Below are 25,626 nucleotides of genomic sequence, written 5' to 3' on the forward strand. Positions count from 1 at the left end.
TACACTCTATTAATATCGGTATTTTTTTAAAATTGTAAAGGGATGATTGCCTTCTTTTCTAAAATATTTGTAGTAGGTTAACCTGCTGTAGGATTTGACTAAAGAAAATCAAATTTTATAAGTAAATGGAAGGAAATATCATCAGCGATGGAAATTTCATTTTTAAAAAATGGTTATATATTTTCTTAGCACCTAAACATGCATCATTCGCATATGCTACTATCATCCAGACATATATAATGAAATTTCAGGAGGTATGATGATGTATCATCTTTACCAGGGTGTAGACCCTCGAATACCATATATCTCTGCTCATCCATCCAACTATGAGCAAGCACACGATTTTAGGAGAGTTCCAATATCTAATCCATCCCGTTACACAATGAATCCGTATAACGGTGGACATACACATGCCCATTTTGGGGCGACAACATGTCAAGATGGGCATACCCATATCCATCCAGGAGTAACGAGCAATCCAATTCCTACTCCAGATGGGCATGTACATCGAATGGAGGGGAATACATCCTATATGGATGAACATATCCATTCATATGAAGCATTCACAGGTCCAAAAATCCCATTACCAAACGGATACCATACCCATTATGTTGAAATTAAAACGACAGAAAATGATGGGCATATTCACATCATCAGAGGTTTTACAGAAGCATCAAAGGAGTAGGTTTTATTTCAAAAAAAGAATGGGAATTCATTCTCCATTCTTTTTTTCTTATATTAGGATGTACTCTTATGTCAGTAATAGATTCCAAATAAGTAATAACTTACAAAACAATCAATATTAGAATCACAGCATAAAGAAACGACCTCATTGGATAAAGTGAAACTTCAATCAGTGGGAGTTCTCTTTATCTCCCACTGATTGTTAGTTGAACGAATCGGGCCTTTACTGGCTGTTGATCCTCCACTTATAATTCTTGAGTATATCGATTTCTTGATGTGGAGGTCTTACAGCCAGTTAATCAGCGATAAAGTGAAACTTCAATCAGTGGGAGTTCTCTTCATCTCCCACTGATTGTTAGTTGAACAAATCGGGCTTTTACTGGCTGTTGATCCTCCACTTATAATTCTTGAGTATATCGATTTCTTGATGTGGAGGTCTTACAGCCAGTTAATCTGCGAAAAAAAATAGCTACCCTCAGCCCATATTATCATGGTATAATAATCACGCAAAATTAGTATTCACGTGAAGTTTATCTCATAAGCATTACTTAGAAACTATTGCTTATAATTTCTAGCTATTAGATGCTATTAGATGTATAGGAGGTTTCCAATATAAACAATCCGCCATTTGTAACGTACTCTACTTCTCATATTGTCGCCATTTGCTTATTCATTTTTGTAATAATATTATTATACTTCACAAAAAGCAGATGGTCACATGCCAAAAAAATAGTATATGTTGAACGAATGTTTGCCGTTTTATTGTTTGGAACAGAATTAGGTTATCATATTCTATATTATTTAAATGGAAAATGGGATTTGGTTTATTCTCTTCCAATCGAATTATGTAGTTTTGCTTTACTAGCTTCCATTATTCTACTATGGACAGGTAATAAACATGTATTTGACTTTGTCTTTTTTGCCGGAATCGCTGGGGCATTACAAGCAATATTAACACCTGTTCTTGATTATGGATTTCCACATTATCGTTTTTTTCATTTTTTCTTTACACATATTGGCATCATGCTTACTGCTTTTTATTTTATGTGGATCAAGGGATATGTCCCGACTTTTAAAGGCGTAATTAAAACAATGATAATTCTAAATATCCTATTACCATTCGTAATTTTTATCAATCATATGGTTGAAGGAAATTATATGTTCCTATCATACAAACCAGCTACTAATAGTCTATTAGATGTATTAGGCCCTTACCCATGGTATATTTTTTCTTTAGAAGCTGTTGCTTTTGTGATGTTCGTTATTTTATGGGTTTTATTTAGAAAATGGCGAGTAGAATAATATTTTTAATGTGAAATGCTATGGATTGGCTGTTAATTAACTAATCCATAGCATACATTTTTATTCTTTTATATCAATATTCCTACCTAAATGGGGTTATGCTGCATGTTGTAATGGTTGTACGCTTTTTTCGCTCATCATCCAAGAAGAAAACTCATTCTTTTGTATTAAGAATGAGTAATAAGAAGTTTATTAGTTAATTTGTGGTATAAAAGAAGATATATAATAGGAGTTGTAACTGATAAACGAAGTATACAGTTTCCGATAAGTAAAAGTGAACACTTATTAGCTAAGATTGGTAGTTTTCTAGATTTAAATATTTCATTCAGCGTTCATTTTACCTTTTCTTGTAATTTTGTAATTTCACTCCTATTTACATTTGTTTGATAGGATAAAATCTGAATTACTGATTCATGTGTATTAGTTCTTTCTTCCAACCGTTTAAAGTAACTTCTCGCTTCTGATGTAAGATTATCTACTTTCAACTCAAGTGTGTCAAAGCGTTTGTCCATCTTATCAAAGCGTACGTCCATCTTGTCAAAGCGTTTGTCCATCTTATCCAAACGGTCGTCCATCTTGTCAAAGCGTACGTCCACCTTATCCAAACGGTCGTCCATCTTGTCAAAGCGTACATCCACCTTATCCAAACGGTCGTCCATCTTGTCAAAGCGTACATCCATCTTATCCAAACGGTCGTCCATCTTGTCAAAGCGTACGTCCATCTTATCCAAACGGTCGTCTATTGCCTCAAAACGGTGTCCCATTTCATCAAATCTAGTATTCATTTCTGTTTTTACATTTTTTATTTCAGTGACTATACCTTTACTCATTTCAAACAGAGCATCGATTTTCTTTTCCATCTTTTCACCTCCCTTATCCTTCAATGATTATTTTATCAGATTAGGATAAAAAATGTACACTTAATAGTAATAAATTTCTAGGAATATAATGATGTTGTTCTTCCATTTTCTCCTCAAACAGTAACTATAAACACTAAGATAGACACATCTATTAAGTTTTGAGGAGAAAATAAATGAACATTATTACTGTTAATTTCCCCATGACTTTCCATTAATTAGTTTTTCTTGCTTTTCTCAACCATAGTTGGCGTAAAAGTGGGATTATAAATGATAGTAAAGCAAGTAATAATAACATTAAAGAAATTGGGTTTGTTATGAAAATACTTAGACTTCCATTAGATATTGTTAACGATTGTCTAAATGATTGTTCTAACATTCCACCTAGGATAAAAGCTAGGATAAATGGTGGTGCTGGAAAAGAAAATAAACGCATTAAAAAACCAATAACACCAAATAGCAAAAGCATATACAAATCAAATGTATTAAAGCTGATCGCATAAACACCTATCATACTAAACATGATAACGAGTGAAATAAGTAATGGTCTCGGTATTTTTAATATCTTAGCTATATAAGGAATCAATGGTAAATTTAAAATGAGTAAAAATATGTTTCCAATGTACATACTAGCGATAATGCCCCAGAATATTTCTGGTCTATCTGTCATTAACAATGGTCCAGGTTGTACACCCAGTACTAAAAATGCACCAAGAAGAACCGCCGTTGTTCCTGATCCTGGAATACCTAGACTAAGTAAAGGTACAAATGCTCCACTTGTTGCTGCATTATTTGCTGTTTCAGGAGCTGCCAGACCTTTAATAGAGCCTTTTCCAAATTCCTCAGGATTCTTCGAAAGCCTCTTTTCAGATATATAAGCAATAAAAGAAGCTATCGTTGCACCTGCTCCTGGTAAAACCCCAAGAATAAATCCTAAAAGAGATTGTCTTGTGATTGGTCCTTTCATTTCATGTAAATCCTTTTTTGATAATTTTATGCTTCCAATTTTATGAGCATTTTTTACAGATGTATCTTTTCGATTTAAAACTAATGTACATACTTCAGCCAATGCAAATAGTCCTAAAGCAATAACTAGGAAATCTAAACCTTCTAAAAGATTTGGATTACCAAAAGTAAATCTTTGTGTCCCTGTTTGTGCATCAATCCCAATAGTGACAACCATAAATCCAACAACAGCAGAAATAAGTGCCTTTATGGTAGATCCTTCTGACAAACTTGATATTGCTGTTAATCCTAAAACCATTAAAGCAAAATATGCAGGAGGGCCAAAAGAAACAGCTATACTTGATAAGGCAGGAGCCAAAAGCATTAACATAATAACACTAACTGTTCCTCCTGTAAAAGAAGCAATGGCTGCAATAGCCAGAGCTTTACCAGCCTTACCTTGTTGTGCCATTGGATAACCATCAAATGCTGTAGCAACTGTCCCTGATATTCCTGGTGCATTTAGAAGGATTGAAGAGGTAGAACCACCAAATACTGCACCATAATATACACCTGCCATCATAATTAAAGCACTTGTAGGATCCATTCCAAATGTGACAGGTATCATGACAGCAATTGCACTAATTGGTCCTAATCCAGGGAGCATACCAATAAAGGTCCCAACCAAAACCCCTATCATGACAAATAAAATACCTTCCATACTAAATGCGGTTTGAAAACCAGTTACGATTCCATCTATAGATCCCATTATATCCCTCCTCTAGAATGGCAGTATGCCTTGTGGTAAACTAATTCTTAATAATTTGACGAACATAAAATACATAGATATAGAAAAAACAATGGAGACTGTCATATTAGTAAAATATTTTTTATAACCTAAAAACCAAGAACAAAAAAAGATAAATAATGCTGTCATAATCATAAATCCAACTTTTTCCAAAAATAAAATATAAACAAGAATAAAACCAAAAACAGCAATTAATACTCCTATTTCACTTCCTGAAATAGATCTTCTTGCCTTTTGCTCATTTGTTTCTGTATCCTTTGAAAAAAACAGGAAAACCGAAAGTAGCACTAATAGCCATCCTAATGTTTTTGGTACAACATCTGCCTCTACCTCCGTATATGCATAGGGTGGAATTTGATAAGATAAAAATAGGTATACGCATGCAATAATTAACAGGACAACACTTACACGCTGATTTATGTTTTTAAACACCTTCTCACTCCCCTTTAACACTTATAAAGGGAAGTCAATGAATATATTCATTGACTTCCTAATATAACTTAATTAGCTGAAATACCTAACTCATCTAATAAAGATTTAATATCTTTCTTCTGTTCATTCAAAAATTGTTTGTATTCTTCATTATTTAAATACATCTCATCCCAACCAAACTGATCACGGATTTCCGCAAATGCATCTGAATCACTTAATTCTTTAAATTTCTTTTCATAAAAATCTACTGCTGCTGGATCCATATCAGCTGGTCCAAAGAAACCTCTCCAATTGATAAAAGTTTCATCAATACCTTGTTCAATAGCAGTTGGAAAGTCTTCTAACACTTCTCCCTCTAATCGTTCTTCTGACGTCACACCCAGTACCTTAATTTTTCCAGCTTTAACTTGTTCAACGGTCTCTGCAACACCGGTTGAATAAACATCCACACTTCCATTTAATAATTGTGTCAGTGCCCCACCTTCTTGGTCAGATACATATTTAATTTTTTTAATATCTACACCTGCAGCTTTTGCAATCTGAACAAACTGAATATGATCCATACTACCCGGTGCAGATGCTCCAACTACTGTGATACTTTCAGGATCCTTTTTCATATCCTCAAATAATTCATTTAAATTATCCCATTTTGCGTCTTCACGAACTGCGAAAGCAGCATAATCTGCAATTAAATTAGATAGCGGAGTAAAATCCTCATGCCCATACTCGGATTGACCATTCAGTGGAATTAAAACAATGGGTGGTGATGATACAAATAATTTATGTGGATTCCCTTCAAATCCTGCGACATAAGCCCAGCCCACTGCTCCGCCACCTCCTGATTTATTTACAACACCTATGTTTTCTTTAATCATTCCTTCTTCATTCAAAACCTGTGCAGTCATTCTTGCTGTAGTATCCCATCCTCCTCCTGCGCCAGCAGGTGCTACGATTTCAATTGGTCCTTCCGGTTTCCAATCTCCTGTTGATTCTTTCTTCCCTGCAGTTTCTTTATCACTTCCTGAGGAACATGCACCCAAAAATAAAAGAAAAATAGCTAATACTGTTAAAAATAAATGTCTTCTCAATTTACTTCCCCCTTTTTTTATTGTTATTATTCAATATAGTCTAATTATTGTTTTATGTAATCGTTTTCAAAATAAAATATAAAAAGTGTTTTTTGGGCTTTTTGTTCATTTTGTTCACAAAAAAAGACATCTAATATGATATCTTTTTTAAACAAAGAGTATTCAGTTAACTTAATCTATAGAATATCTATTATAAAGATGTTCATAGCAGCGTTTATTATAATCAATCATTTCTAAATTATATCTAATGGATTACAAAATATTTACGCTCTGGACGCCCTACTTCGCCATATTCCAAATCCGCAAAAATTTCCTTTTTTGAAATCAAATATTCTAAATAACGTCTTGCCGTTGTTCTTGAGACCCCAACTTTATCTCCCATTTCTTCTGCTGTTATTCCTCTTTTCATCTGCTGAATCATTTCTTTAACTTTTTTTAAAGTTAATGGATCAATTCCCTTTGGAGTATTCTCCACATTCCATTCGGTTTTAACATTACTTAAACCAAAATACATATCTAGAAAAGATTGTTCGATAACCGGTATTAAATCGAATTGCTTTTTCATCTCAATATACTGATGTATCACTTGAATAAACTTATCTTTTTTTGCAGGTTTTATCATAAAATAATAAACACCACTTCTTAGAGCATCTTTAATCATGTCTTTCTCAACTGCAGCAGAGATAACAATAATATCAATATCTGAATTTACCTTCTTAAATGCTGTAATGAGCTCAATTCCCTGCATATCTGGTAAATATAAATCTAGTAAAATTAAATCAACTGTTTTTTTAGAAAAAATATCTAATGCTTCTTTTCCATTTAAAGCCTTACCTATTACATGGATATCTTGCACTTCTTCTAAAAATTTCTCATGTATATTTGCTATTCGATAATCATCTTCAACAATCAAAATTTGAACCATTAAACTCCCCCAGCTTTCATCTATTTTGGTATAAATACGGAGAATATCATTCCACCCTCACTACCATGATTTATCTCAATCTGACCATTTAATTCACTTAATGTTTCCTTTACTAAAGCTAAGCCATGACCTCGATTTTTATCTCTTTTTGTAGAATAGCCTCTATTAAATATTTGACTTATCTCAGAATTTGTAATTCCTGGACCACTATCTGCAATTTCAAAAATAATATCATCACCAATATCAATCGCAAAAAATGTAACTTCCTTCTTAGAAAAATGAATCACTGCTTCTAGAGCATTATCAAGTAAGTTACCTATAATTGTTATTACTTTCGTTCTCTTTATAGTGTTTGGTATTCTATTTAAGTAACTGTTTGGATTAATAATTAATTCTATTTTAAGCTCAGAGGACTTTGCGAGTTTTCCTAATAGTAGTGCCTGGACTGTGGGGTCTTTTATTTGTTCAAATAAAATTTTATTTTGACTACTTGTATATGATGCTTCTATTTGTAATAAATCTATTGCTTCATCATATTTTTCTAATTGTAATAATCCAGATAACACATATAACTTATTTGTATATTCATGAGTTTGTGCTCTAAGATCCTCCGAATATTTTCTAACCTCTGCTAATGTATGAATCATCTCTTTTATTTCTGTTTTATCTCGGAAACTTATAACAGCTCCTTCTATACTGTCATTCTCGATAATTGGAGTTACATTAATAATCACATGTCGTTGATTAACAATAAATTCTTGATTATTCACCCTGCCATAATTATCATGTTTTAATGTTACTTCTAACTCTGGAAATACCTCGTCAAATCCTTTTGAATAAAAATCTTCAGTAATTCCTAATATTGATTTAGCTGATTGATTCATCATCGTTATCATACCTTTTTCATCTATTGCAATTATCCCTTCATGAACGGATGCTAGAATAGCATCTCTATCTCTATACAAAGAAACAATTTCATATGGTTCCAATCCTAAGATATCTTTTCTTATATCTCTAGCCAGTAAAATACCACCCATCACCCCAATTAATAACACAAAAAACGAAACCTTACCAATTGTTAATAATCGACTAAAAATAATTGTTTTAACATCATCTATCATAAAACCAACGGAAACAATTCCAATAATTTCTCCTTTTTCATTAAATATTGGTGCTTTTCCCCGTAATGATGGGCCTAGGCTTCCCGTTGCTTTTGAAATATAGTATTGGCCTTTTAATAAAGCCTTGTCATTATCACCACCAATCATTTTTTTACCAACTTTTGTAGGGGTAGGATGAGAGTAACGAATACTCTTCGTATTACCAATCACAACGAATTCAGCACCTGTCATCATTCTAATTTCTTCTGCAATAGGTTGTATGATTTCTTCAGGAGATTCCGTAGCAAAGGCTTCCTTAATTGTCGGCATAAAGGAAATCATAGTTGCAAATTGTAAAGCCTTATCACCTATTTCATCCTCTGTATTTGATGATTCAATTAACGAATAAAACACAGTTAATAATATCGTAACAAATAAAATTAATCCTATAATTAATACAAGTATCTTGGTTCTTAAAGAAATTTTTTTAATTATTCATCCCTCATCTTCATTAAAAATACCTTATAATCTGTAATTTTATTATAATTGATATTTTCAAGAATTAGTATATAAGAGTTTGCAAAAATCAAAAAAACCGAAACAAAAAAATCACGTTCCGGAGTTTTTTAACAAATTCAAATTCGGTTATTTTCCAAGCTTATGCTCCACCATAAAGTCATTCAAAATTCCTTTTAAATCTGGGCTTCCTACTTCTTCTAAATCATAATGAACACGTGTACATGGTTTGTTAATATTAATTACTCTTGATAAGTCAATCGGTGTTCCGATAATAACGGCATCACAATCAATTTTATTAATGGTTTCTTCTAGATCCTTTAATTGTTGTTCCCCGTAACCCATTGCTGGGAGGACATTTTCAATATGTGTATATTTTTTAAAGGTATCTGTTAGTGTTCCAACCGTAAATGGTCGTGGATCCACCAATTCTTTAGCACCTAAACGTTCTGCTGCAACCGTTCCTGCTCCAAGTTTCATTTCTCCATGAGTTAATGTTGGGCCATCTTCTACAACTAATACACGTTTGTTTTTAACAATTTCTGGATTATCGACAGTAATTTTCGATTCTGCTTTAATAATTGTACTTTCTGGGTTAGCTTGTTTAATATTATTTTCCACAATTTGAATGGATTCTTTATCTGCACTGTCGATTTTATTAATAATCGATACGTCTGTTGTCCGCAAGCTTACTTCTCCTGGATAATACTTTAGCTCATGACCAGGACGATGTGGATCTAAAACCGTAATTGCCAAATCTGGTTCATAGAAAGAGAAATCATTGTTTCCTCCATCCCAAAGAATCACATCACAACCATCTGGGTCATTCTCAGCTTCTTTTAATATATCCTCATAATCTACACCTGCATAGACAATATTTCCACGTTCTACGTGTGGTTCATATTCTTCCATTTCTTCTATCGTACACTTATGTTTCTTTAAATCATCTACTGTCGCAAAACGTTGTACACGTTGAGCTACTAGGTCACCATATGGCATTGGGTGACGTATTGCCACTACCTTTAGTCCTTTTTCTAGCAATGTTTCAATGATTTTCCGTGAGGTTTGACTTTTACCTGTTCCTGTTCTTACAGCACAAACTGATATAACTGGCTTGTTACTTTTTAACATGGTATTTTTCGGTCCAAGTAAAGTAAAGTCAGCACCTGCTGCATTAACAATGGCACTCACAGACATAACTTCCTCATAATGAACATCACTATAAGCAAATACACATTCATCTACATCGAGTTTTTTAATTAATGCTGGTAATTGTTCCTGTGCATAAATTGGAATTCCTTCTGGATATAATTCTCCAGCCAATTCATTTGGATATTTCCGTCCATCAATATCTGGAATTTGTGCAGCTGTAAAAGCAACAACCTCAAATTCTTTTTTATTACGATAATATGTATTAAAATTATGGAAATCCCTTCCGGCAGCTCCAATAATAATGATTTTTTTCTTTTCCATTGCAATCACTCCTAGTAATCTAGTTTACGTAAATTATTATACATAATCATGCATATTAATACAAGTGTTTTTTAAAGAAATTCTTTTAACTCCATTATTATATGGCAAAAAAGCATGTACGATTTTTAAAGAAATCGGTCCATGCTTTCCCTATTTATATATACATTTAATTATCTACCTTTACATGGATATTCGAAAATCATACTTCTATTCTTCCAGAAGCTTTATTAACTATTTGTTGTGCAAATTCCTCACATTGTAATATGTCTTTTTTATTCGGTGTTAAATCAACTTTTAGCTTTTCCGAAAGAAGTGTCGCACCTCTTCTCTCCAATTGCTCGTACATCAAATCAATTGCTCCACCATAAGTATCATAAAACGAATCTGCTGATCCAAAGACACCGAACAATTTCCCCGATAAATCCACATCATCCAATTCATCATAAAAATCTTCTACTTCGAAAGGTAAATCACCATCATCCCATGTATAGGTGCCAATGAACACAGCATCATAATCTAGTAATTCCTCTGTTTCTATCTGGTCAAAATCAAATGTTTTTACAACAACATCATGACCATGGTTTTGCAAATAATCTTCCATCGCCTCGGCCATTAATTCCGTATTACCTGTCGAACTTGCATAGAGCAATAGAAATCGACTCATACGAATCCCTCCGTTATTTTGCGAATCTCACTCATATTCATCTTAACTGATAACCATTCTCAATAACAACTAATTAAAGTGGGTTTATCAAAAGTTGTGAAGAAATAGTGACAAGAAAACCAAACATTATAATATAAAACTTCAATCAGGGAGATTTTTTTCCCAATGGTTGTTAGTTGAACGAATCGGGCTTTTACTGGCGGCTGATCCTCCTTTTATAATTCTAAAAGGAGCTCGAATTCCTGATGTGGAGGTCTTACAGCCAGTTAATCTGCGTAAAAAATTAGTGATCATTCCATTTTAGTTATGAAAAACTTAAAACCATATCACTTGATACATTGCTAAAACTATGGCTTTATGGAAGATAAAGAATAAATAAACAATCAGGGGGAATAGAATGATTCGTTTTGAAAATGTTTCAAAAAAATATCCAGATGGAACAAAGGCTGTTCATTCTGTCAATATGGACATTAAGCAAGGAGAATTCTTTGTCATTATAGGACCAAGTGGAAGTGGAAAAACAACCCTACTAAAAATGATTAATCGATTGATACCATTAACAGAAGGAACTATTTTTATAAATGATAAAAAGATAAGTGAATATAATATTCATGAACTTCGATGGAACATTGGGTATGTCTTGCAGCAGATTGCCTTGTTTCCTCATATGACAATCGAGGAAAATATTTCGATTGTCCCTGAGCTAAAAAAATGGGCTCGTAAAAAAACAAAAGAGAATGTGATGGAACTACTACAAATGGTTGGACTTGATCCAGATACATATTTACAGCGAAAACCAATGGAATTATCTGGTGGACAACAACAGAGGATTGGTGTGATTCGAGCATTGGCAGCTGATCCGAAAATTGTTTTAATGGACGAGCCTTTTAGTGCACTTGACCCAATTAGCCGTGAGAAATTGCAAGATGATATTAAAGAGATTCAAAATAGCATCAAGAAGACAACTGTTTTTGTGACACACGATATGGAAGAGGCACTTAAATTGGCTGATCGAATCTGTATCATGAAAAACGGAGAGATTGTCCAAATTGGAACACCACAAGAATTAATTGACAATCCTGCAAATAAATTCGTTGAAAGTTTTGTCGGTACACACCAAACAGGATTACAGAAAGGAATCAAGTTAGAAGACGTGATGGATTCCATACAAGAAGAGATTCTTCCACCATCCCCTTCCCATGTGATATCTATTTCGACATCCTTTGAAGATATGTTAGAACATTTAACGAAGAAGGAAAAACTAATCATTGAAAAGGATGGAACATATGTGGGGACAATCAATCGTCAGATGATCATCCAATATTTTGCCAATAAATTAGATGGAAATCAGATTACCGGGGGGAAATAAAGATGAATAATTTTATCGATATTTTCAAAGACAGACAAGACCAGCTTATCCAAGCACTACTGGAACATATTCAAATCTCTTTCATTTCCCTTTTATTTGCTGTAATTATCTCGATTCCATTAGGTATTTATTTAACGAAGAAAGAAAAAATTGCAGACAGTATTATCGGGATTACTGCCGTGTTACAAACAATTCCTTCTTTAGCATTATTAGGCCTTTTCATTCCTTTATTTGGGATAGGAAAATTACCTGCAATTATTGCATTGGTTATTTATGCGTTATTACCAATCCTAAGAAATACATATACTGGAATAAAAGAAGTGGATCCATCGCTTATTGAAGCGGCCCGAGCAATGGGGATGAATCAACGAAAAAGATTAATGAAGGTAGAATTGCCACTTGCCTTACCTGTTATTATGGCTGGGATTCGAACGGCAATGGTTTTAATTATCGGTACAGCTACCCTTGCAGCATTAATTGGTGCAGGTGGACTAGGGGATATTATCCTTCTAGGAATTGATCGGAACAATACTTCTCTTATCATTCTCGGAGCAATACCAGCAGCAATCCTAGCACTTATCTTTGACTTTTTATTAAAACGCTTTGAAAAGATGTCTTATAAAAAATCGCTTATCACATTAAGTATTATCGTTATTTCGGCTTTTTTCTTACTGATTACACCAATGATAATGAATCAAGATAAAGAAATTGTTATCGCCGGTAAGCTTGGTTCTGAACCGGAAATTCTTATTAATATGTATAAATTACTAATTGAAGATGAGACAGATTTAGATGTCACATTAAAACCAGGTCTAGGAAAAACTTCTTTTGTGTTTAATGCCTTGAAATCAAGTAGTATTGACATCTATCCAGAATTTACTGGAACAGCTATAGCTGAATTTTTAAAAGAAACAGCCGAAAGTACAGACCGTGAAGAAGTATACCAACAAGCAAAAGAAGGTCTAAAAGATAAATTTGATATGGAACTATTAAAACCAATGGAATACAATAACACCTATACTCTAGCAGTCCCAAGTCAATTTGCAGAAACACAACAACTCGAAACCATTTCAGATTTAAAAAGACTAGAAAATGATATTAAAGTGGGCTTCACATTAGAATTTTCTGATCGGGAAGATGGTTATCTCGGAATTCAAGAGCTTTATGATATTCAATTTGATCATATTGTAACCATGGAACCAAAGCTGCGCTACAGTGCCATTGAAAGTGGGGATATTGAATTAATTGATGCGTATTCTACAGATAGTGAATTAAGAGAGTATGATCTTACTGTATTAGAAGACGATAAAACCTTATTCCCACCATATCAAGGTGCACCTTTACTACGAGCTGAAACAGTGGAGCAATATCCTGAAATCAAGACCGCCTTAAATAAACTAGCAGGGAAAATTACCGATGATGAAATGCGGGAGATGAATTACCAGGTCAATGTGGAAGGATTGAGTCCCTTTGAAGTAGCGAAGAATTACTTGGAAAGAGAACAGCTGATTGATTAGATTAGCAAAATTTTCATGTATCTATCTTTACGTTCTACCTTAATCAAATTAGGAAGTCAATTTCCTGTGATGTGTCAATATGTTACACCATTACATTTTTTAAAAACTGAGTTAATAATCAATGCTTTTGATTATTAACTCGGTTTTTTCGTTATATAAAGTGAAACTTCAATCAGTGGGGTTTCTTCACTTCCCACTGATTGTTAGTTGAACGAATCGGTTGATTAAGTTTAAATCGATTCATCTAGCTCACTAAGTTCTTTTTTTACTTCACGTGGCAAATCTAAAAAAGGCTGAATATCTTGAACGTATTCCAAAATCCCTAAATACTCTCCATCCTCATCAAATACACCTTTATAAGTAACATGGACATATTGGTCTTTTTTCTTAAACCACATACTTTCAGAGGAACGCCTCTTTGATTTAAGGTTATGGATTAAATGCATTACCTTCTTCAAACTTTTAGGTGGGTGACAATTTGCTACAATACGGCCAACCGAAATTGGTGTCCGCACAAACATCATCTCAGAAGATTTTACTTTATCATTGAAGTATTTAAAAATACCGTTTTTATCAACAAAGGTTATTTCCAGTGGCAAGTTGTTCAGAATTTGGTTGGCTTCTTGTATCGTTAAGTACCCACCTCCAAATGGTAGATGTTTGTTTTCAAGTTCTGCAGCTTGATCTATTTCCTTATTTGCTGATTTACCTTCACCAAATGACTCCCGTTTAGGCATCCATTCTTCTTTCGGTTCGACGAAACAATAGCCAAATGCATCACTCTCATTTGCAATAGCTAGCCAATCATCTTCACTAAAAATGGACAGTGCGATTGGCAAAAGAAATGATTCCTCCTGAAAGATCATATCTTTAAATTTGCGTTCAAATAAATCATAAGATTTCTTAATGTATTTAAACTCTAAATCAGACATTTTCTCCATCATACTTTTTGTACCCTTATATAAATTACGGATACGGTCGTCTTCTCCCCACATTATTCTTGCAAACGTATAATGACCATAACGTTCCAAGATTGGGAAAAAGAGCTTTTCTTTTCGATTATAATGGTTATATAATTGTCCTAAAAGTGTCATTTCTTCCTTCAAATTTTCTATCATGCCTTCATCTTGTAAGTATTGGCGATTCTTTTCAATTGATTCTAAAAGGTTATTCACTCGATTCAGGACAGATTCAAATTCCCTATTTTCATTGATAAAAATACGGACAGGGTGACCTGGATGATGGGTTTCAGGAATATCCCAATCATTAATCGAATGACCATATAATTGAGCATATACACTAAATAACTGTGTAACATCCTCAGACGTAATTCCATAGTCACCACTCATCAACTCTTGCACGATCAACAATATTTCAACAGCACTCACATTTTCAAAATGCTGATTAAAGTCCTCTTTAACTGTTTCTGGTGATTCACCATGATGTAAACGAAGTAATATATTTTTCAAAATATTAATTAGTTTAGTATTAAATTGTGCATTAGCCATTTTTCCACCTCATATCGATATTTAATGCCAAAGTAACAATATAGACATTAACTGTTCTTACTTAGGTCAAACGAATTTTATGGTGTAAAGGTTTTTTTTAACATTTCCTACTATCAAGTATAATAGATTTTTCAAAAAGTATAAAACTATTATAGAATGATTCACAAATTAGTTATAATTGATTCCGTTTAATCAGCAGGATATTTTCTTCGAATCACAAATGACGGTACTCTTTTACGTTTAAAAAGCCAGACTTGGAATCATAAATACTTCCCTTTTTATTGACACTTTCTCCCGGGTGTCTCTAATAATAAACAAAAACCAAAGCTATAAACACGGAAGCTACTCTTTGTTATTGACCGCTAACATATGTTAGGCTTTATAATCATACTAGTGTCTATTTATTATTTTTGGGTAATATATGTAATAAGTGATTACTGTGGAAAGGAGTTCTAATAAATGATTACAAATCAAAATAAATTAATCAACGAAAAATCCCCATATTTACTCCAACACGCTCATAATCCCGTAGATTGGTATGCGTGGGGTGAGGAAGCATTTCAAAAAGCCAAACAGGAAAAGAAACCGATCTTCCTCTCTATCGGCTACTCGACTTGTCATTGATGGCATGTTTGTATAATCATCCCGATTTTTTATCCCCAAAACACTTACCTCTATTATAATATAAATATAATTTCTGCAAAATCGAACTTGTATGCGCGTGAAAAAAATGGCACTGTTAAACCTTCATTGTTGATTTTATATAAGGTGAATTGGAGATGGTATAGACATGAATGGAAAAATTAGGAAATGTAAATTTAGCGAAGATAATATATTAGATATGGCCATTGAAAGTGTTCAAAAGGGAAGTACCTATGAAGATGTTCAAAGTAAATTTAACTTATCGGATGATGACATAGAGTTAATTGATTTTGTTATTAACGAGTTCTAGTTTCCCGCTTAAAAAACCAACACCAAACGATAACAGAGCAAAAAAAATAAACATTTATGTAGCCTCTTTTATGCTTCATAAATGTTTTTGACATTTAACTGTCGTTTAATCCATTTCCAATCATCCTCATCTAGATGAAAGAATTCACTTTTTTCCGCTGGATTGTATGGATTAATATGTCTTTTTTCCGAGAAATATTCATGAAACTCCTTTTCTACCTTTTCTGGTTGATCGGTACGAACTAGATGAATTACCTTTATATTATAAGAGGTATTAACTCCCCCAAAAATTTGTATAATACGCTTAAAAGGGTCCTGATGAGTTAGACCAATTTTAGTCGTTCCATCAGGGGCTTTAACAAAATAAACATACCCAAACCCATTCATATGCAACAATTTTCTATAGGTATCTTCATATTCTTTTTTATGTCGGTTGGATTTAAGCATTTCATTCATGATATCAATTATTTTTTCTGTTCTATCTAAAATTGGATCCTGTTGAATTTTATACCATCGTTCAAAAGATGCATTTTGTTTTTCCTCTTCGGTGAACACTGAATGACCATTATTTTCATATTCTTCATCAGAGTGACTCTGATTCAGTTCTTTCATATATAAAGTCCTGAAGATGAAAGGTACTAAAGTAACTACTATGAGACTTATAATTACTATTTGAACGTTTTCTTCCACCCAAATTCCTATACTAGTCAGGAGTGCAAGAAACCAATTCCATAAAGAATTAAGCCCAGTTATAAGTATTTGGTAAATAAAATAAAGTAATATTACCACGGAAAGCATATTAGTCAGTTGTTTATTCATAGGTCGCTTCACCTCGTAAGTAATAAGTGCTTGTCTTAAATTATTATGTTATTGATGGTTGAAGTAGACCATTGAGATTGCTTAATAACTTATAGACAAGTTACGCAGAATGATGAAGATTGAATTAGGTAGAGGAGATTATAAGTTACTTCGCATAATACAATTAAATTTGTACTATTATGATAACAGCGATTACTAAACTTAATGAAAACCTAGATACAGATGTTGGTACTGCGTTATTTTGAGATAGCTTTATATGAAATAGGTAATTTATCTCCTTTTAAAATTTTTCCGAATCCATATTTGTTATAATTGAAATAATGGAAAACATAACTATTTATAATAATTAGTGAAAAGGAGATCTCAAATGTATTATCAAGTTTTAATTGAAACAATTAATGATAAAACAAAAGAACCAAAAGAAATTTATGAACTGGATATTCCCAGTAAAAATAGTGTCTTAAATGAAACAGTATTGCCCTATTTATTGAATAAGGAATTTCAATTTAACGGATATTTTCTTGACCCAAAGAATATCCAAAGAATTATTATAAAAACAACAGACAAATCTGCACGTGAACTTTCACAATACGAAAATGACCATATGGAACCCGGCTTAATAATGTATGTCTCACCAGAAGATATTATAGGGTATGATAATTATACAAATGACGTAACTAAAGAATTTTTTTCTGAAGGTAAAGAAAAAATAGACGAGGGAGAAATAGACATCTCTCTTCCAAAGGATGTGTCAAAAGTGGACAAGACCAAAGTGTTTATAGTTCATGGTCATGATAACTTAGCAAAAACTGAGGTTGCAAGATTTATAGAAAGGCTTGGCTTTCAACCAATTATTCTTCACGAACAAGCAAGTTCTGGGATGACAATTATTGAAAAGATTGAATCCTATTCAAATGTTGGTTTTGGAATCGTGTTATATACTCCATGTGATGTAGGTTCAAATAAAGACGGTGATAAATTGTTACCAAGAGCAAGACAAAATGTTGTGTTTGAACACGGTTTCCTTATGGGAAAAGTCGGAAGAAACAACGTTTGTGCCTTAGTCAAGGAAGACGTTGAAACTCCTAATGATATTTCTGGCGTTGTATACATTCCTTTCGACTTACACGGAGCTTGGCATTTGGCTATAGCTAAAGAGCTTAGAAACTCAGGTTATAAGGTAGATATGAACCTTGTACTATAAATAAATTTTTCTTTGATTGGTGGAAAGAAAAAGTCCTCAATTAATAGAAGGTTAGAGTTTTAATCGGTTTTGTGGGTTGCCCTAATTTATTCACTTGAGAAGTGTATCGATTAGGTATCCAAATTCAGAAACCTATTGAATTAATATTTAAGTAAAACACCCAACGAATATAGCGATAAAGTTATTCGTTGGGATCTTCTCTGAAGTTATAGGTTAAATAAATGGAATTTAATATTATAAAACTATCATGTTAAACATAGTGCATCTCAGTCGTTGCTATTTGCTACATCTTACAATAAATCCTTTACCTTATCCCTCATTCGACTAACTAATACTACATTGGGAGCTGTACGATGTATTTTAGATTGGACTTGTTTAATAACTTTACTTACACTTTCATTTTTATCTCCAGCATATTCTATTAACCTTCCAACCTGTTTTGCGATGAAACCTGAAAATGGTATAGCCGCATTTGTTATTTCAAGCGCCGTATCTAATGTTATACCCTTCACATCCCAAGTGTCTATTCTATTACGCTTTTTTTCAAAAGCTTTAACACTTTTGTTAAATTGCTCAACTATAGAACTAATCTCTTTCGATGATTTGTTATGAGTTAAATCAACTAATACCTTACGGAATTGGTCTATTTCTTTACCCGTGAAGGTTTCAGCAAGTTCCAATATAGGTACATAGTTCGCAATTGTTAATATTCCCTCTGTTGCTACATTTGGAGAAGTTACTAAATCAAGTTCCCAATCTTTTCGAACACCTGAATAAAGATAAGCAATATTTTCTTCATTTCTTGCCAATGGCCCTACTGGACACAACACGGCGTGATTAGCAGCTGCCCATTCAATAGACTGAGAAGCACCCATTATCTCTAAAAAATAATCTTTCCCTGTATAGTTTTTTATGGTGGTGTTAATAATTGGTCCTAATCCTACATTAAACGTACCCATTGCACCTCTGTTTGAAAGAAATTCATACATATGGCCCCAAGTATTAGATAATTCTCCAGCTAGCCCTTCAAACCATTTCTGTTCGTTTGTTCCTTTTAGTTTTGAGGATATGCCTATTAAATTTGATAGTACTTCCTGTTTCTCATCGGTGTTAAGAGGTAAAAATGCAAGTGGATTTCTTTGTTTTAAGTCTAGCACTGTTCTGTAAGCTAATTCTCTTGAAAGTATAATACTTTGTGGATTAATATCCGAAACCTTTTCAAGTAACTTTCTACTATATCTCTCTATAGAATGGGGAAACAATAATTTGACTTTATTCAATTCTGTAAGTTTAACCAATTCATCCTCTGTAATATCAAGTGAACGTAAAAGTTTTTCATATGAAGATTCAATCGGAACAACAATCAAAATTTCATTAAATAAGGTAAGATAATTTCGAACATTGTGTGCTTCACCAAACTGACCGTTTATTAAGCAAGTAGAATCTTGTGGTTGGTCATTTTTGGAATCTAGTGACTGATTCCCTAAAAATAAACCTTTTCTATTATCTAACCAAAGTTGTTCATCTTCCTCCCATTTATCCATCAATGCCTTTGAGTAGTTAAAAGAAGAGTGTTTACTGACAGTTAAAGATAATGGATCCTGATTTTTGCGTTCAAAGTTTTTTTTTATATCTGGAGTTAATATACAATCGATTTTAGCTTCATACCCGCAAAGTAACGATACTTTATTTTCTAACATAACTATTTCGCTTTGAGTCAAATTTTTTTCTACCTCAACATCCCATCCTTGTGATTTGTGGTTGAAGTTCAACCACAATTTAGGAAAAGCCTTTGGCAATAATAAAGAAAGATGTTTATTAAAATCTATAATATTAAAGGGATTTCCAGATAATTGAAATACCTCTTCCAATGTTCTATTTTCCATTTTATTTACACCATCTGGAAGCTTCGTTACTAGTGTTATTTTGCAGCCAAGAATCTTAATTTCCTTATTAAATACCTCAACTATAGAACTATCAGGTTGATTTAATGGCTGAATATCGACACTTTCACATTTTATGAAGTACTCTAATCCTTTTTTATAGATACCATCCGTTTTTAAATGTGGTTGTTGTAATTGCAATTGTTCGTAACTATATCTAGCATAGCCGTCCATAAAATCATACATATAAACTTTCTCCTTTATATAAGTGACAAGATGATATTATAATATTTATTATGGTTTCATATGGTATAACATTAAAGCTACTTTAATTTCTTTATTTTTATCTCCCTCTAAATGAAAAATGTAATCAAACCACGACTCATCACTTTTACCTTCAAACTTAATGTAGTTAAGATGGTTACTCATTGCACCTTGGGCTTTATCAACTACTGAGCTGAAGTCATTGTTTCTTACAAACATAATAATGGCCGTCTTTGAATCCCTCCAAGTTAAATAACCTAGCAACTGGTTTATTGTTCTTACTAAGGAAACAGCACCTTTCCAAAACTTACATTCACCTATAAATATATTATCGCCCTTATATCTTAATAGGATATCAGTTTTACCTTTTTGGTTGAATGTTTCTCCTGTTGCGCTACCATCAAATACAGGCTCTAAATTCATTAAGAAATGATCTCTTAAAGTTTCTTCATCTTTATCCGCATATACTGAAGGCTTCCTCTCCAATGCTTTACCAGTTCCGTTTATGTTTTTTAAAATTGCTTTATAATCATCATCACCTAGTGTTGGGTACGGCTCAATATTTTTTCCCGAAGAGACCGTTGGCTTAGGCGTAATAGTCTTTTTTATTTTTGGTGATGGAGCTGAGTATGAATTATTACTTTCTTGATTTCTTTTTAATGGTACTATTAGTTTTAGCTGCTGATTTCTCTTGTCGAGAATTTGTTCCTTCCTAGCTTTAAATACATTTTCCACATGACTTCTAAGACTGTTATTATAATTTCGTATATCATTATTTATATTATCTATATTGTATTTCAAATCATCATTTAAAGATAAGATTTCGTTGTTTAATTTATTCATGTCATTATCAAAGGAAAAAAACTTTGTAGTTAGCTTGTTACTACCTATTTTTACATAAGGATGACTCATTCGGTATGCTGATGGTTGCAGTCTTAATAGATCTGGGTTTCCTTCATATGGAATATTATAATAATATACCGGCTTAGGATAGCTTTTACCTTCCATTACAAAAAAAGTTTTTGGAAAATACTCAGCTGGAATCATCTCTTCTCTTTCCTCTGCATCCGCACTATCTAAAAATAGGATTACTTCATCTAACTTGCTTGAGTCAACCATATATTCGACAAACTGTGATTCCCCCACATTTATTAGGTAGTCTTCGTCAAGCTCTGTTATCTTCCTTGTTACATCTTCTGTACAATTTCTGAGATACCTTGAAAGATCTCCCTTTGAAAATAATGGTTCACCGTATCCCCTCATAGAATATTATCTTTCCCTTCTTTTAATTAAAGTGAATTGTAAAGTAAAACTATGTCAAGAATGGTACATTTTATTATCCTCATAAACATTTTAACAAATATTTAACGTCTAAGAATACGCATTCAATAAAACACTTTAATATATATCACCAATTGTATTTAAAGGGTCGATACCGAATGATACATAATTACATTATGTATCATTCGGTATTCACCCCTAAACCTTGATATGACAGCGTTTATCTATTCTTTTAATATTTTTAAAAGCCAAACTCTTAATTGAATGATACAAAATATACGATATAATTATAATATGTATCATTTATGTAGGAGGGATAAAAAATGGAATTTGTTGAACCAATTCGGGATAGGAAAAAAATAAATGATATGAAAAAATACCTTCAAGGTAATAAAAGAGACTTCCTTTTATTTACACTTGGAATTAATTCAGCCTTACGAGTAAGTGACCTTTTAGAATTGAAATTTGAAGACATAATAGATGAAAAATTAAAACCACTAGATCATATAAAATTAAAAGAAACAAAAACAGGTAAGCATAATAAAATTGCCATTTCTAAAGGTGTTAAAAAAGCAATTATCAACTATGTTAAAGAATATTATAAAGGAAATCTATCCTACTATGTCTTTTATAGTAGAAAGGGAATAAATAAGCCAATTCAGCGAGCTATGGCTTGGAAAGTAATTAAAGGAGCTGCGGATGCTGTAGAGGTAAAAGATATTGGTACTCATTCACTAAGAAAAACATGGGCATATCATAGCTATAAAGCCGGGACAGATATTGTTATCATTCAAGATATGCTAAACCATAGTTCGCCAGCGATTACATTACGGTATATCGGAATTACTCAAGATGAAAAAGACAGAGCTGTATTATCCTTAGATTTATAGGTTCTATATACTACATTATTTTTAATACATCCTGTTAGCGGCTTAGACCGGAAGTTAAGCTTTTATAAAAAAAGACAACAAGCCAGCATTTATAGTGCCGGCTTGTTGCAATTCATAAGACAATTTATTAACGATTTAATATAAATTATAACCTTAATTTAATAATTAATCCACTAAATTTTTTTATACATAAAAGCATAGATATTTATAAAGTAATGTCATCTTTAAGAAGCGTATCAACTCTTTTATCAACTGTAATGATATGGACTTTATTTTCTTCATGTAGTTTTCCAATTACGCTTGATAGATCGCTATTTCTTAAAATCCGGGATGGGTCTATCGCAACAATAACATCAAATTTTTCTTGCTGAGCATCTTCAATCATTCTATGAAGATTCTTATTCATATTAATTCCAGAACCCGTATCAGTATATACAGAATCTAATTGCCAATTTTTTTCTTCAATAAACGCCTTAATCATTTCTGTTTGTTTTAGTAAATTAGCTTCCTTATTCTTTTTATTCGCAGTTCGAACGTAAGCAACACAATTCATATTTTGTTTCTCTCCTTTGAATAATTTTTGTTAATAGCTGTAAAAGAAGAATCGTTTCTCTTACCTGTGTAAAACATTGTATCTTCGTTTTTTTATATTCGAATAGATTATAAAAAGATTTTTGAAAAACGTTGAATCCATTTATAAAAAACTATTATAAGTTGAAGGGCTATAGAAGGGATGTAGCTAATTTCTGTCTTCCCTTCCAATCTACCTTAGCTTATTAGTGCCATCTATATTAATAGATATCTTTGAATCTAGCTTAGCTACATTTAGCTAAGTCCAAAAATTTCCCTGCTTCCTTTTTAAACAATAATTCCACAGCACCTACAGGACCATTACGCTGTTTTGCAATATTTACTTCTATAATGTTTTTATTCTCACTGTCTCTTTCATAATAATCATCTCGGTGAAGTAATAATATTACATCTGCATCCTGCTCAATATTTCCACTATCCCTTAAATCGCTCATTAACGGTCTTTTATCAGTACGATTTTCGACACTACGATTTAACTGACTAATAAGGATGATAGGGATATTAAGCTCTTTAGCTAACAATTTTAATTCACGTGTTATTTCTCCAATTTGAAGATCATGTCGGCTTATGTTTTTATCGGTTTTAATTAGCTGTAAATAATCTATAATTACTAAAAAATCCTTATCTGGGTCCTGTCTAACTTGACTTCTTACGCTATGACAAATATCGTAAACAGTTTGTCTACTAGTATTATCATTTATACTCAAATCCCAATCATCTATAATGCCCATCGATTTAACTGCATCCTCTAATTCCTCATTTGTTAAGAATTTCTTACCTTTCCGTAAAAACATTAAATCAATATTTGCTAATGAACTTATCAGCCTATAGTGTAATTCATTTGCAGACATTTCATAGGCAAAGAAAATAACTTTAGTATCAGTTTTGCAAGCATTCATTGCAAAATTAAGCGCTAATGCAGTTTTCCCAACCGATGGCCGAGCAGCCAACACGATTAAATTACCTTTTTGAAATCCATCTGTCATGTTATTAATATCCGTATAACCAGAGTCTATGCCACTTAGACCCGTCCTCGGATTATAGAGTTCCTCATAGATTTCATATAAAATTTCTTTATTAGATTGGTGATTAACATTCTCCTCCTCAACTAATTCATTTAAATCCAAGATCAATTTATTTAGTAAATCTGTACTTGGTGAATTTTTATATGAATTACATAATTGTAAAGCCTTCCTGACTTTAAAAGCTTTTCTTACAAGTTTTTGATAATAACAAAATGTCTCTAAAGTAGGAACAGATTCGGCGAGTTCAGTTAGATAAGAAACATTACCTATTTTCTCTCTGGTAACATCATCTAGTTTTGAAGTTATTGTAACCACGTCAACTGGAATTTCCTCAGCATCTAATTCCTTCATTGTCTTATAAATAATCTGATGTTCTTCCCAATAAAACTCATAAGGTTTAAGATTAATATCCTTTATTAAACTCCCTTCAAACAATATACTTCCGAGTACGGCTTGCTCTGCTTCTCTATTAAATATCTCATTTTGATTCATAATTTTTCAGCTTGTTTCTCCTTTCCTCAAGTTTCACTAAAAAAGTATTTTCCTCTTTTTCAATTGCTGAGATTTGACTTATTGATGGTGGATAATTACTCGTGAAAATATGTTTTTCTAGCCTATACAATACAGGTTTATAAGGCATTGCCTTTAAATGGTTAATCCAGTAATTAATCTTTTCGTCCGTAACTTCGAAATATGGATATGCAAAAATAATCTCTTTTAAAATGGAATTAGCCTCTTCCTCTGTCAACTTTCCTCATCCTTTCTCAACTTTCTTTGTTCGAGAATATCATCTAACAAAGATAGATTTGATTGTTTTCTACCAATTTTTTTATTAACTTTTTTTTAGTTCTTTTCCTTTTTGTTAGTGGACATCTGATGGCCAGTAGCAGGATGTTTCTCGGACATCTGTTGGTCATTTTTATTGTAGACATCCCAGTTATTGATCGTAATAATGCTGAATTTATTAGTTGAATTAATCGATATATATTGTTCAGATTCCAATAGTTTCATCCATCTCCATAGAGTTCTACCACTTACTTGATACTTTTTCTGCATGTCACGATTAAATTCGCGCTCTATAGAATCTCTACCTGTAACAAACTGCCCCGAATCAAGTTGGACAATTTGGTTGTCAATTAAAACTTCACGTTTCTTATATGAGGCTTTCATCAAACAAAATAGCCACAATTTCAGTTTTAAAGGATCCTGCCAAACTACATTATGCATTAGTTTTCGGTATAGTTTTACATAACCCTCATTCATAATCTCGCCTCCTCTTCTTACAATTTGAAACATGATACCCTCATAAATATATAATTTTAAGAGCTAAATTAAAGTTTTTATTTTCAGATATTTATGTGTTGCAAAATAATGGAGGAATCCACAATATTGATTTTTTCCATTTTAAATATGCCTATCATATTCTACTTTTCTATTCATATATTTAAAGAAAATAATATTTATAGGGGTGAATTAATTGCTAAGAGGATTTTTTAGAAAAAAGAAAAATACTGATGTAGAAATTGCAAG

The 25,626-nt window shown here is 32.5% G+C and carries 23 protein-coding genes and 1 pseudogene; 8 read left to right on the forward strand and 16 right to left on the reverse strand.

From position 1 onward, the window contains the following. The first annotated feature begins 262 nt into the window (after positions 1-262). On the forward strand, positions 263-685 hold the full coding sequence (locus FHP05_RS07815) for a YmaF family protein (RefSeq protein WP_210766929.1): 423 nt from the start codon (positions 263-265) through the stop codon (positions 683-685). Positions 686-1,296: 611 nt separating this feature from the next. Then, positions 1,297-1,986: a YwaF family protein gene (locus FHP05_RS07820; protein ID WP_147666807.1), complete on the forward strand. Its 690-nt coding sequence runs from the start codon at positions 1,297-1,299 to the stop codon at positions 1,984-1,986. Positions 1,987-2,318: 332 nt separating this feature from the next. On the opposite strand, the gene FHP05_RS07825 is transcribed toward FHP05_RS07820, so the two are convergent. The 8 genes from FHP05_RS07825 to FHP05_RS07860 form a co-directional block, all read right to left on the reverse strand. Further along, a complete protein-coding gene (locus tag FHP05_RS07825) occupies positions 2,319-2,846 on the reverse strand; it encodes a hypothetical protein (RefSeq protein ID WP_147666809.1) in 528 nt (175 codons plus the stop codon). A 211-nt stretch (positions 2,847-3,057) separates the two neighbouring features. After that, a complete protein-coding gene (locus FHP05_RS07830) occupies positions 3,058-4,557 on the reverse strand; it encodes a tripartite tricarboxylate transporter permease (RefSeq protein ID WP_147666811.1) in 1,500 nt (499 codons plus the stop codon). 12 nt (positions 4,558-4,569) lie between these two features. After that, entirely contained in the window at positions 4,570-5,028 is a 459-nt protein-coding gene (locus tag FHP05_RS07835) for a tripartite tricarboxylate transporter TctB family protein (protein WP_147666813.1), read from the reverse strand. Between the two features lie 68 nt (positions 5,029-5,096). Next, entirely contained in the window at positions 5,097-6,116 is a 1,020-nt protein-coding gene (locus FHP05_RS07840; RefSeq protein ID WP_407923426.1) for a tripartite tricarboxylate transporter substrate binding protein, read from the reverse strand. 244 nt (positions 6,117-6,360) lie between these two features. Next, on the reverse strand, positions 6,361-7,041 hold the full coding sequence (locus FHP05_RS07845; RefSeq protein ID WP_147666815.1) for a response regulator: 681 nt from the start codon (positions 7,039-7,041) through the stop codon (positions 6,361-6,363). 20 nt (positions 7,042-7,061) lie between these two features. Further along, a complete protein-coding gene (locus FHP05_RS07850) occupies positions 7,062-8,555 on the reverse strand; it encodes an ATP-binding protein (protein ID WP_230973961.1) in 1,494 nt (497 codons plus the stop codon). Between the two features lie 231 nt (positions 8,556-8,786). Further along, complete coding sequence (locus FHP05_RS07855) at positions 8,787-10,130, reverse strand: cyclic 2,3-diphosphoglycerate synthase (protein WP_147666819.1); 1,344 nt, start codon at positions 10,128-10,130, stop codon at positions 8,787-8,789. Between the two features lie 199 nt (positions 10,131-10,329). Continuing rightward, entirely contained in the window at positions 10,330-10,794 is a 465-nt protein-coding gene (locus tag FHP05_RS07860; RefSeq protein WP_147666821.1) for a flavodoxin, read from the reverse strand. A gap of 397 nt (positions 10,795-11,191) precedes the next feature. Between FHP05_RS07860 and FHP05_RS07865 the strand changes: the two genes are divergently transcribed. Both FHP05_RS07865 and opuFB read left to right on the forward strand, forming a co-directional pair. After that, entirely contained in the window at positions 11,192-12,163 is a 972-nt protein-coding gene (locus FHP05_RS07865; RefSeq protein ID WP_147666823.1) for an ABC transporter ATP-binding protein, read from the forward strand. Between the two features lie 2 nt (positions 12,164-12,165). Further along, positions 12,166-13,680 (forward strand): osmoprotectant update ABC transporter permease/substrate-binding subunit OpuFB, encoded by a 1,515-nt coding sequence (gene opuFB / locus FHP05_RS07870; RefSeq protein ID WP_147666825.1) that lies wholly within the window; start codon positions 12,166-12,168, stop codon positions 13,678-13,680. A 230-nt stretch (positions 13,681-13,910) separates the two neighbouring features. Here the strand turns inward: opuFB and FHP05_RS07875 are convergent, their stop codons facing one another. Then, a complete protein-coding gene (locus tag FHP05_RS07875; RefSeq protein ID WP_147666827.1) occupies positions 13,911-15,188 on the reverse strand; it encodes a DUF438 domain-containing protein in 1,278 nt (425 codons plus the stop codon). A 459-nt stretch (positions 15,189-15,647) separates the two neighbouring features. Between FHP05_RS07875 and FHP05_RS07880 the strand changes: the two are divergent. Continuing rightward, positions 15,648-15,809, forward strand: a pseudogene (locus FHP05_RS07880) (DUF255 domain-containing protein); the annotation flags it as partial. A gap of 169 nt (positions 15,810-15,978) precedes the next feature. After that, positions 15,979-16,140: a Panacea domain-containing protein gene (locus tag FHP05_RS15320; protein WP_191126288.1), complete on the forward strand. Its 162-nt coding sequence runs from the start codon at positions 15,979-15,981 to the stop codon at positions 16,138-16,140. 68 nt (positions 16,141-16,208) lie between these two features. On the opposite strand, the gene FHP05_RS07885 is transcribed toward FHP05_RS15320, so the two are convergent. Further along, positions 16,209-16,958, reverse strand: coding sequence for a GIY-YIG nuclease family protein (locus FHP05_RS07885; protein WP_147666829.1), 750 nt, complete (start codon positions 16,956-16,958; stop codon positions 16,209-16,211). A 367-nt stretch (positions 16,959-17,325) separates the two neighbouring features. Between FHP05_RS07885 and FHP05_RS07890 the strand changes: the two genes are divergently transcribed. Next, a complete protein-coding gene (locus tag FHP05_RS07890; RefSeq protein ID WP_147666836.1) occupies positions 17,326-18,162 on the forward strand; it encodes a TIR domain-containing protein in 837 nt (278 codons plus the stop codon). A gap of 290 nt (positions 18,163-18,452) precedes the next feature. Here FHP05_RS07890 and FHP05_RS07895 read toward each other — a convergent pair whose 3' ends face one another. Together FHP05_RS07895 and FHP05_RS15790 are read right to left on the reverse strand one after the other, a co-directional pair. Next, positions 18,453-20,291 (reverse strand): hypothetical protein, encoded by a 1,839-nt coding sequence (locus FHP05_RS07895; RefSeq protein ID WP_147666838.1) that lies wholly within the window; start codon positions 20,289-20,291, stop codon positions 18,453-18,455. Between the two features lie 48 nt (positions 20,292-20,339). Beyond that, a complete protein-coding gene (locus tag FHP05_RS15790) occupies positions 20,340-21,572 on the reverse strand; it encodes a hypothetical protein (protein ID WP_147666840.1) in 1,233 nt (410 codons plus the stop codon). A 341-nt stretch (positions 21,573-21,913) separates the two neighbouring features. Here FHP05_RS15790 and FHP05_RS07905 point away from each other — a divergent pair, with 341 nt between their 5' ends. Then, the gene (locus FHP05_RS07905) at positions 21,914-22,480 is read left to right on the forward strand and encodes a site-specific integrase (RefSeq protein ID WP_147666842.1); all 567 of its coding nucleotides are present in this window, start codon (positions 21,914-21,916) and stop codon (positions 22,478-22,480) included. A gap of 205 nt (positions 22,481-22,685) precedes the next feature. On the opposite strand, the gene FHP05_RS07910 is transcribed toward FHP05_RS07905, so the two are convergent. The 4 genes from FHP05_RS07910 to FHP05_RS07925 form a co-directional block, all read right to left on the reverse strand. Next, positions 22,686-23,033 (reverse strand): recombinase family protein, encoded by a 348-nt coding sequence (locus FHP05_RS07910; protein WP_147666844.1) that lies wholly within the window; start codon positions 23,031-23,033, stop codon positions 22,686-22,688. A gap of 262 nt (positions 23,034-23,295) precedes the next feature. After that, a complete protein-coding gene (gene dnaB / locus FHP05_RS07915; protein WP_147666846.1) occupies positions 23,296-24,588 on the reverse strand; it encodes a replicative DNA helicase in 1,293 nt (430 codons plus the stop codon). Further along, entirely contained in the window at positions 24,575-24,844 is a 270-nt protein-coding gene (locus tag FHP05_RS07920) for a replicative helicase loader/inhibitor (protein WP_147666847.1), read from the reverse strand. The genes dnaB and FHP05_RS07920 overlap by 14 nt, the downstream gene beginning before the upstream one ends. Before the next feature lie 95 nt (positions 24,845-24,939). After that, the gene (locus tag FHP05_RS07925) at positions 24,940-25,359 is read right to left on the reverse strand and encodes a hypothetical protein (RefSeq protein ID WP_147666849.1); all 420 of its coding nucleotides are present in this window, start codon (positions 25,357-25,359) and stop codon (positions 24,940-24,942) included. Positions 25,360-25,626: the final 267 nt, after the last annotated feature.

Source organism: Cerasibacillus terrae, assembly GCF_008039555.1.
In the GTDB taxonomy this organism is placed as follows: Bacteria; Bacillota; Bacilli; order Bacillales; family Amphibacillaceae; genus Cerasibacillus; species Cerasibacillus terrae.

What these genes read in the sequence shown, in the direction of transcription:
- FHP05_RS07860 (WP_147666821.1), bottom strand. Translation starts at nt 10,794, where the DNA reads ATGAGTCGATTTCTATTGCTCTATGCAAGTTCGACAGGTAATACGGAA.
- FHP05_RS07885 (WP_147666829.1), bottom strand. Translation starts at nt 16,958, where the DNA reads ATGAATAAACAACTGACTAATATGCTTTCCGTGGTAATATTACTTTAT.
- FHP05_RS07905 (WP_147666842.1), top strand. Translation starts at nt 21,914, where the DNA reads ATGGAATTTGTTGAACCAATTCGGGATAGGAAAAAAATAAATGATATG.
- dnaB (WP_147666846.1), bottom strand. Translation starts at nt 24,588, where the DNA reads ATGAATCAAAATGAGATATTTAATAGAGAAGCAGAGCAAGCCGTACTC.
- FHP05_RS07925 (WP_147666849.1), bottom strand. Translation starts at nt 25,359, where the DNA reads ATGAATGAGGGTTATGTAAAACTATACCGAAAACTAATGCATAATGTA.
- FHP05_RS07855 (WP_147666819.1), bottom strand. Translation starts at nt 10,130, where the DNA reads ATGGAAAAGAAAAAAATCATTATTATTGGAGCTGCCGGAAGGGATTTC.
- FHP05_RS07845 (WP_147666815.1), bottom strand. Translation starts at nt 7,041, where the DNA reads ATGGTTCAAATTTTGATTGTTGAAGATGATTATCGAATAGCAAATATA.
- FHP05_RS07875 (WP_147666827.1), bottom strand. Translation starts at nt 15,188, where the DNA reads ATGGCTAATGCACAATTTAATACTAAACTAATTAATATTTTGAAAAAT.
- FHP05_RS07865 (WP_147666823.1), top strand. Translation starts at nt 11,192, where the DNA reads ATGATTCGTTTTGAAAATGTTTCAAAAAAATATCCAGATGGAACAAAG.
- opuFB (WP_147666825.1), top strand. Translation starts at nt 12,166, where the DNA reads ATGAATAATTTTATCGATATTTTCAAAGACAGACAAGACCAGCTTATC.
- FHP05_RS07895 (WP_147666838.1), bottom strand. Translation starts at nt 20,291, where the DNA reads ATGTATGATTTTATGGACGGCTATGCTAGATATAGTTACGAACAATTG.
- FHP05_RS07815 (WP_210766929.1), top strand. Translation starts at nt 263, where the DNA reads ATGTATCATCTTTACCAGGGTGTAGACCCTCGAATACCATATATCTCT.
- FHP05_RS15320 (WP_191126288.1), top strand. Translation starts at nt 15,979, where the DNA reads ATGAATGGAAAAATTAGGAAATGTAAATTTAGCGAAGATAATATATTA.
- FHP05_RS15790 (WP_147666840.1), bottom strand. Translation starts at nt 21,572, where the DNA reads ATGAGGGGATACGGTGAACCATTATTTTCAAAGGGAGATCTTTCAAGG.
- FHP05_RS07825 (WP_147666809.1), bottom strand. Translation starts at nt 2,846, where the DNA reads ATGGAAAAGAAAATCGATGCTCTGTTTGAAATGAGTAAAGGTATAGTC.
- FHP05_RS07890 (WP_147666836.1), top strand. Translation starts at nt 17,326, where the DNA reads ATGTATTATCAAGTTTTAATTGAAACAATTAATGATAAAACAAAAGAA.
- FHP05_RS07910 (WP_147666844.1), bottom strand. Translation starts at nt 23,033, where the DNA reads ATGAATTGTGTTGCTTACGTTCGAACTGCGAATAAAAAGAATAAGGAA.
- FHP05_RS07830 (WP_147666811.1), bottom strand. Translation starts at nt 4,557, where the DNA reads ATGGGATCTATAGATGGAATCGTAACTGGTTTTCAAACCGCATTTAGT.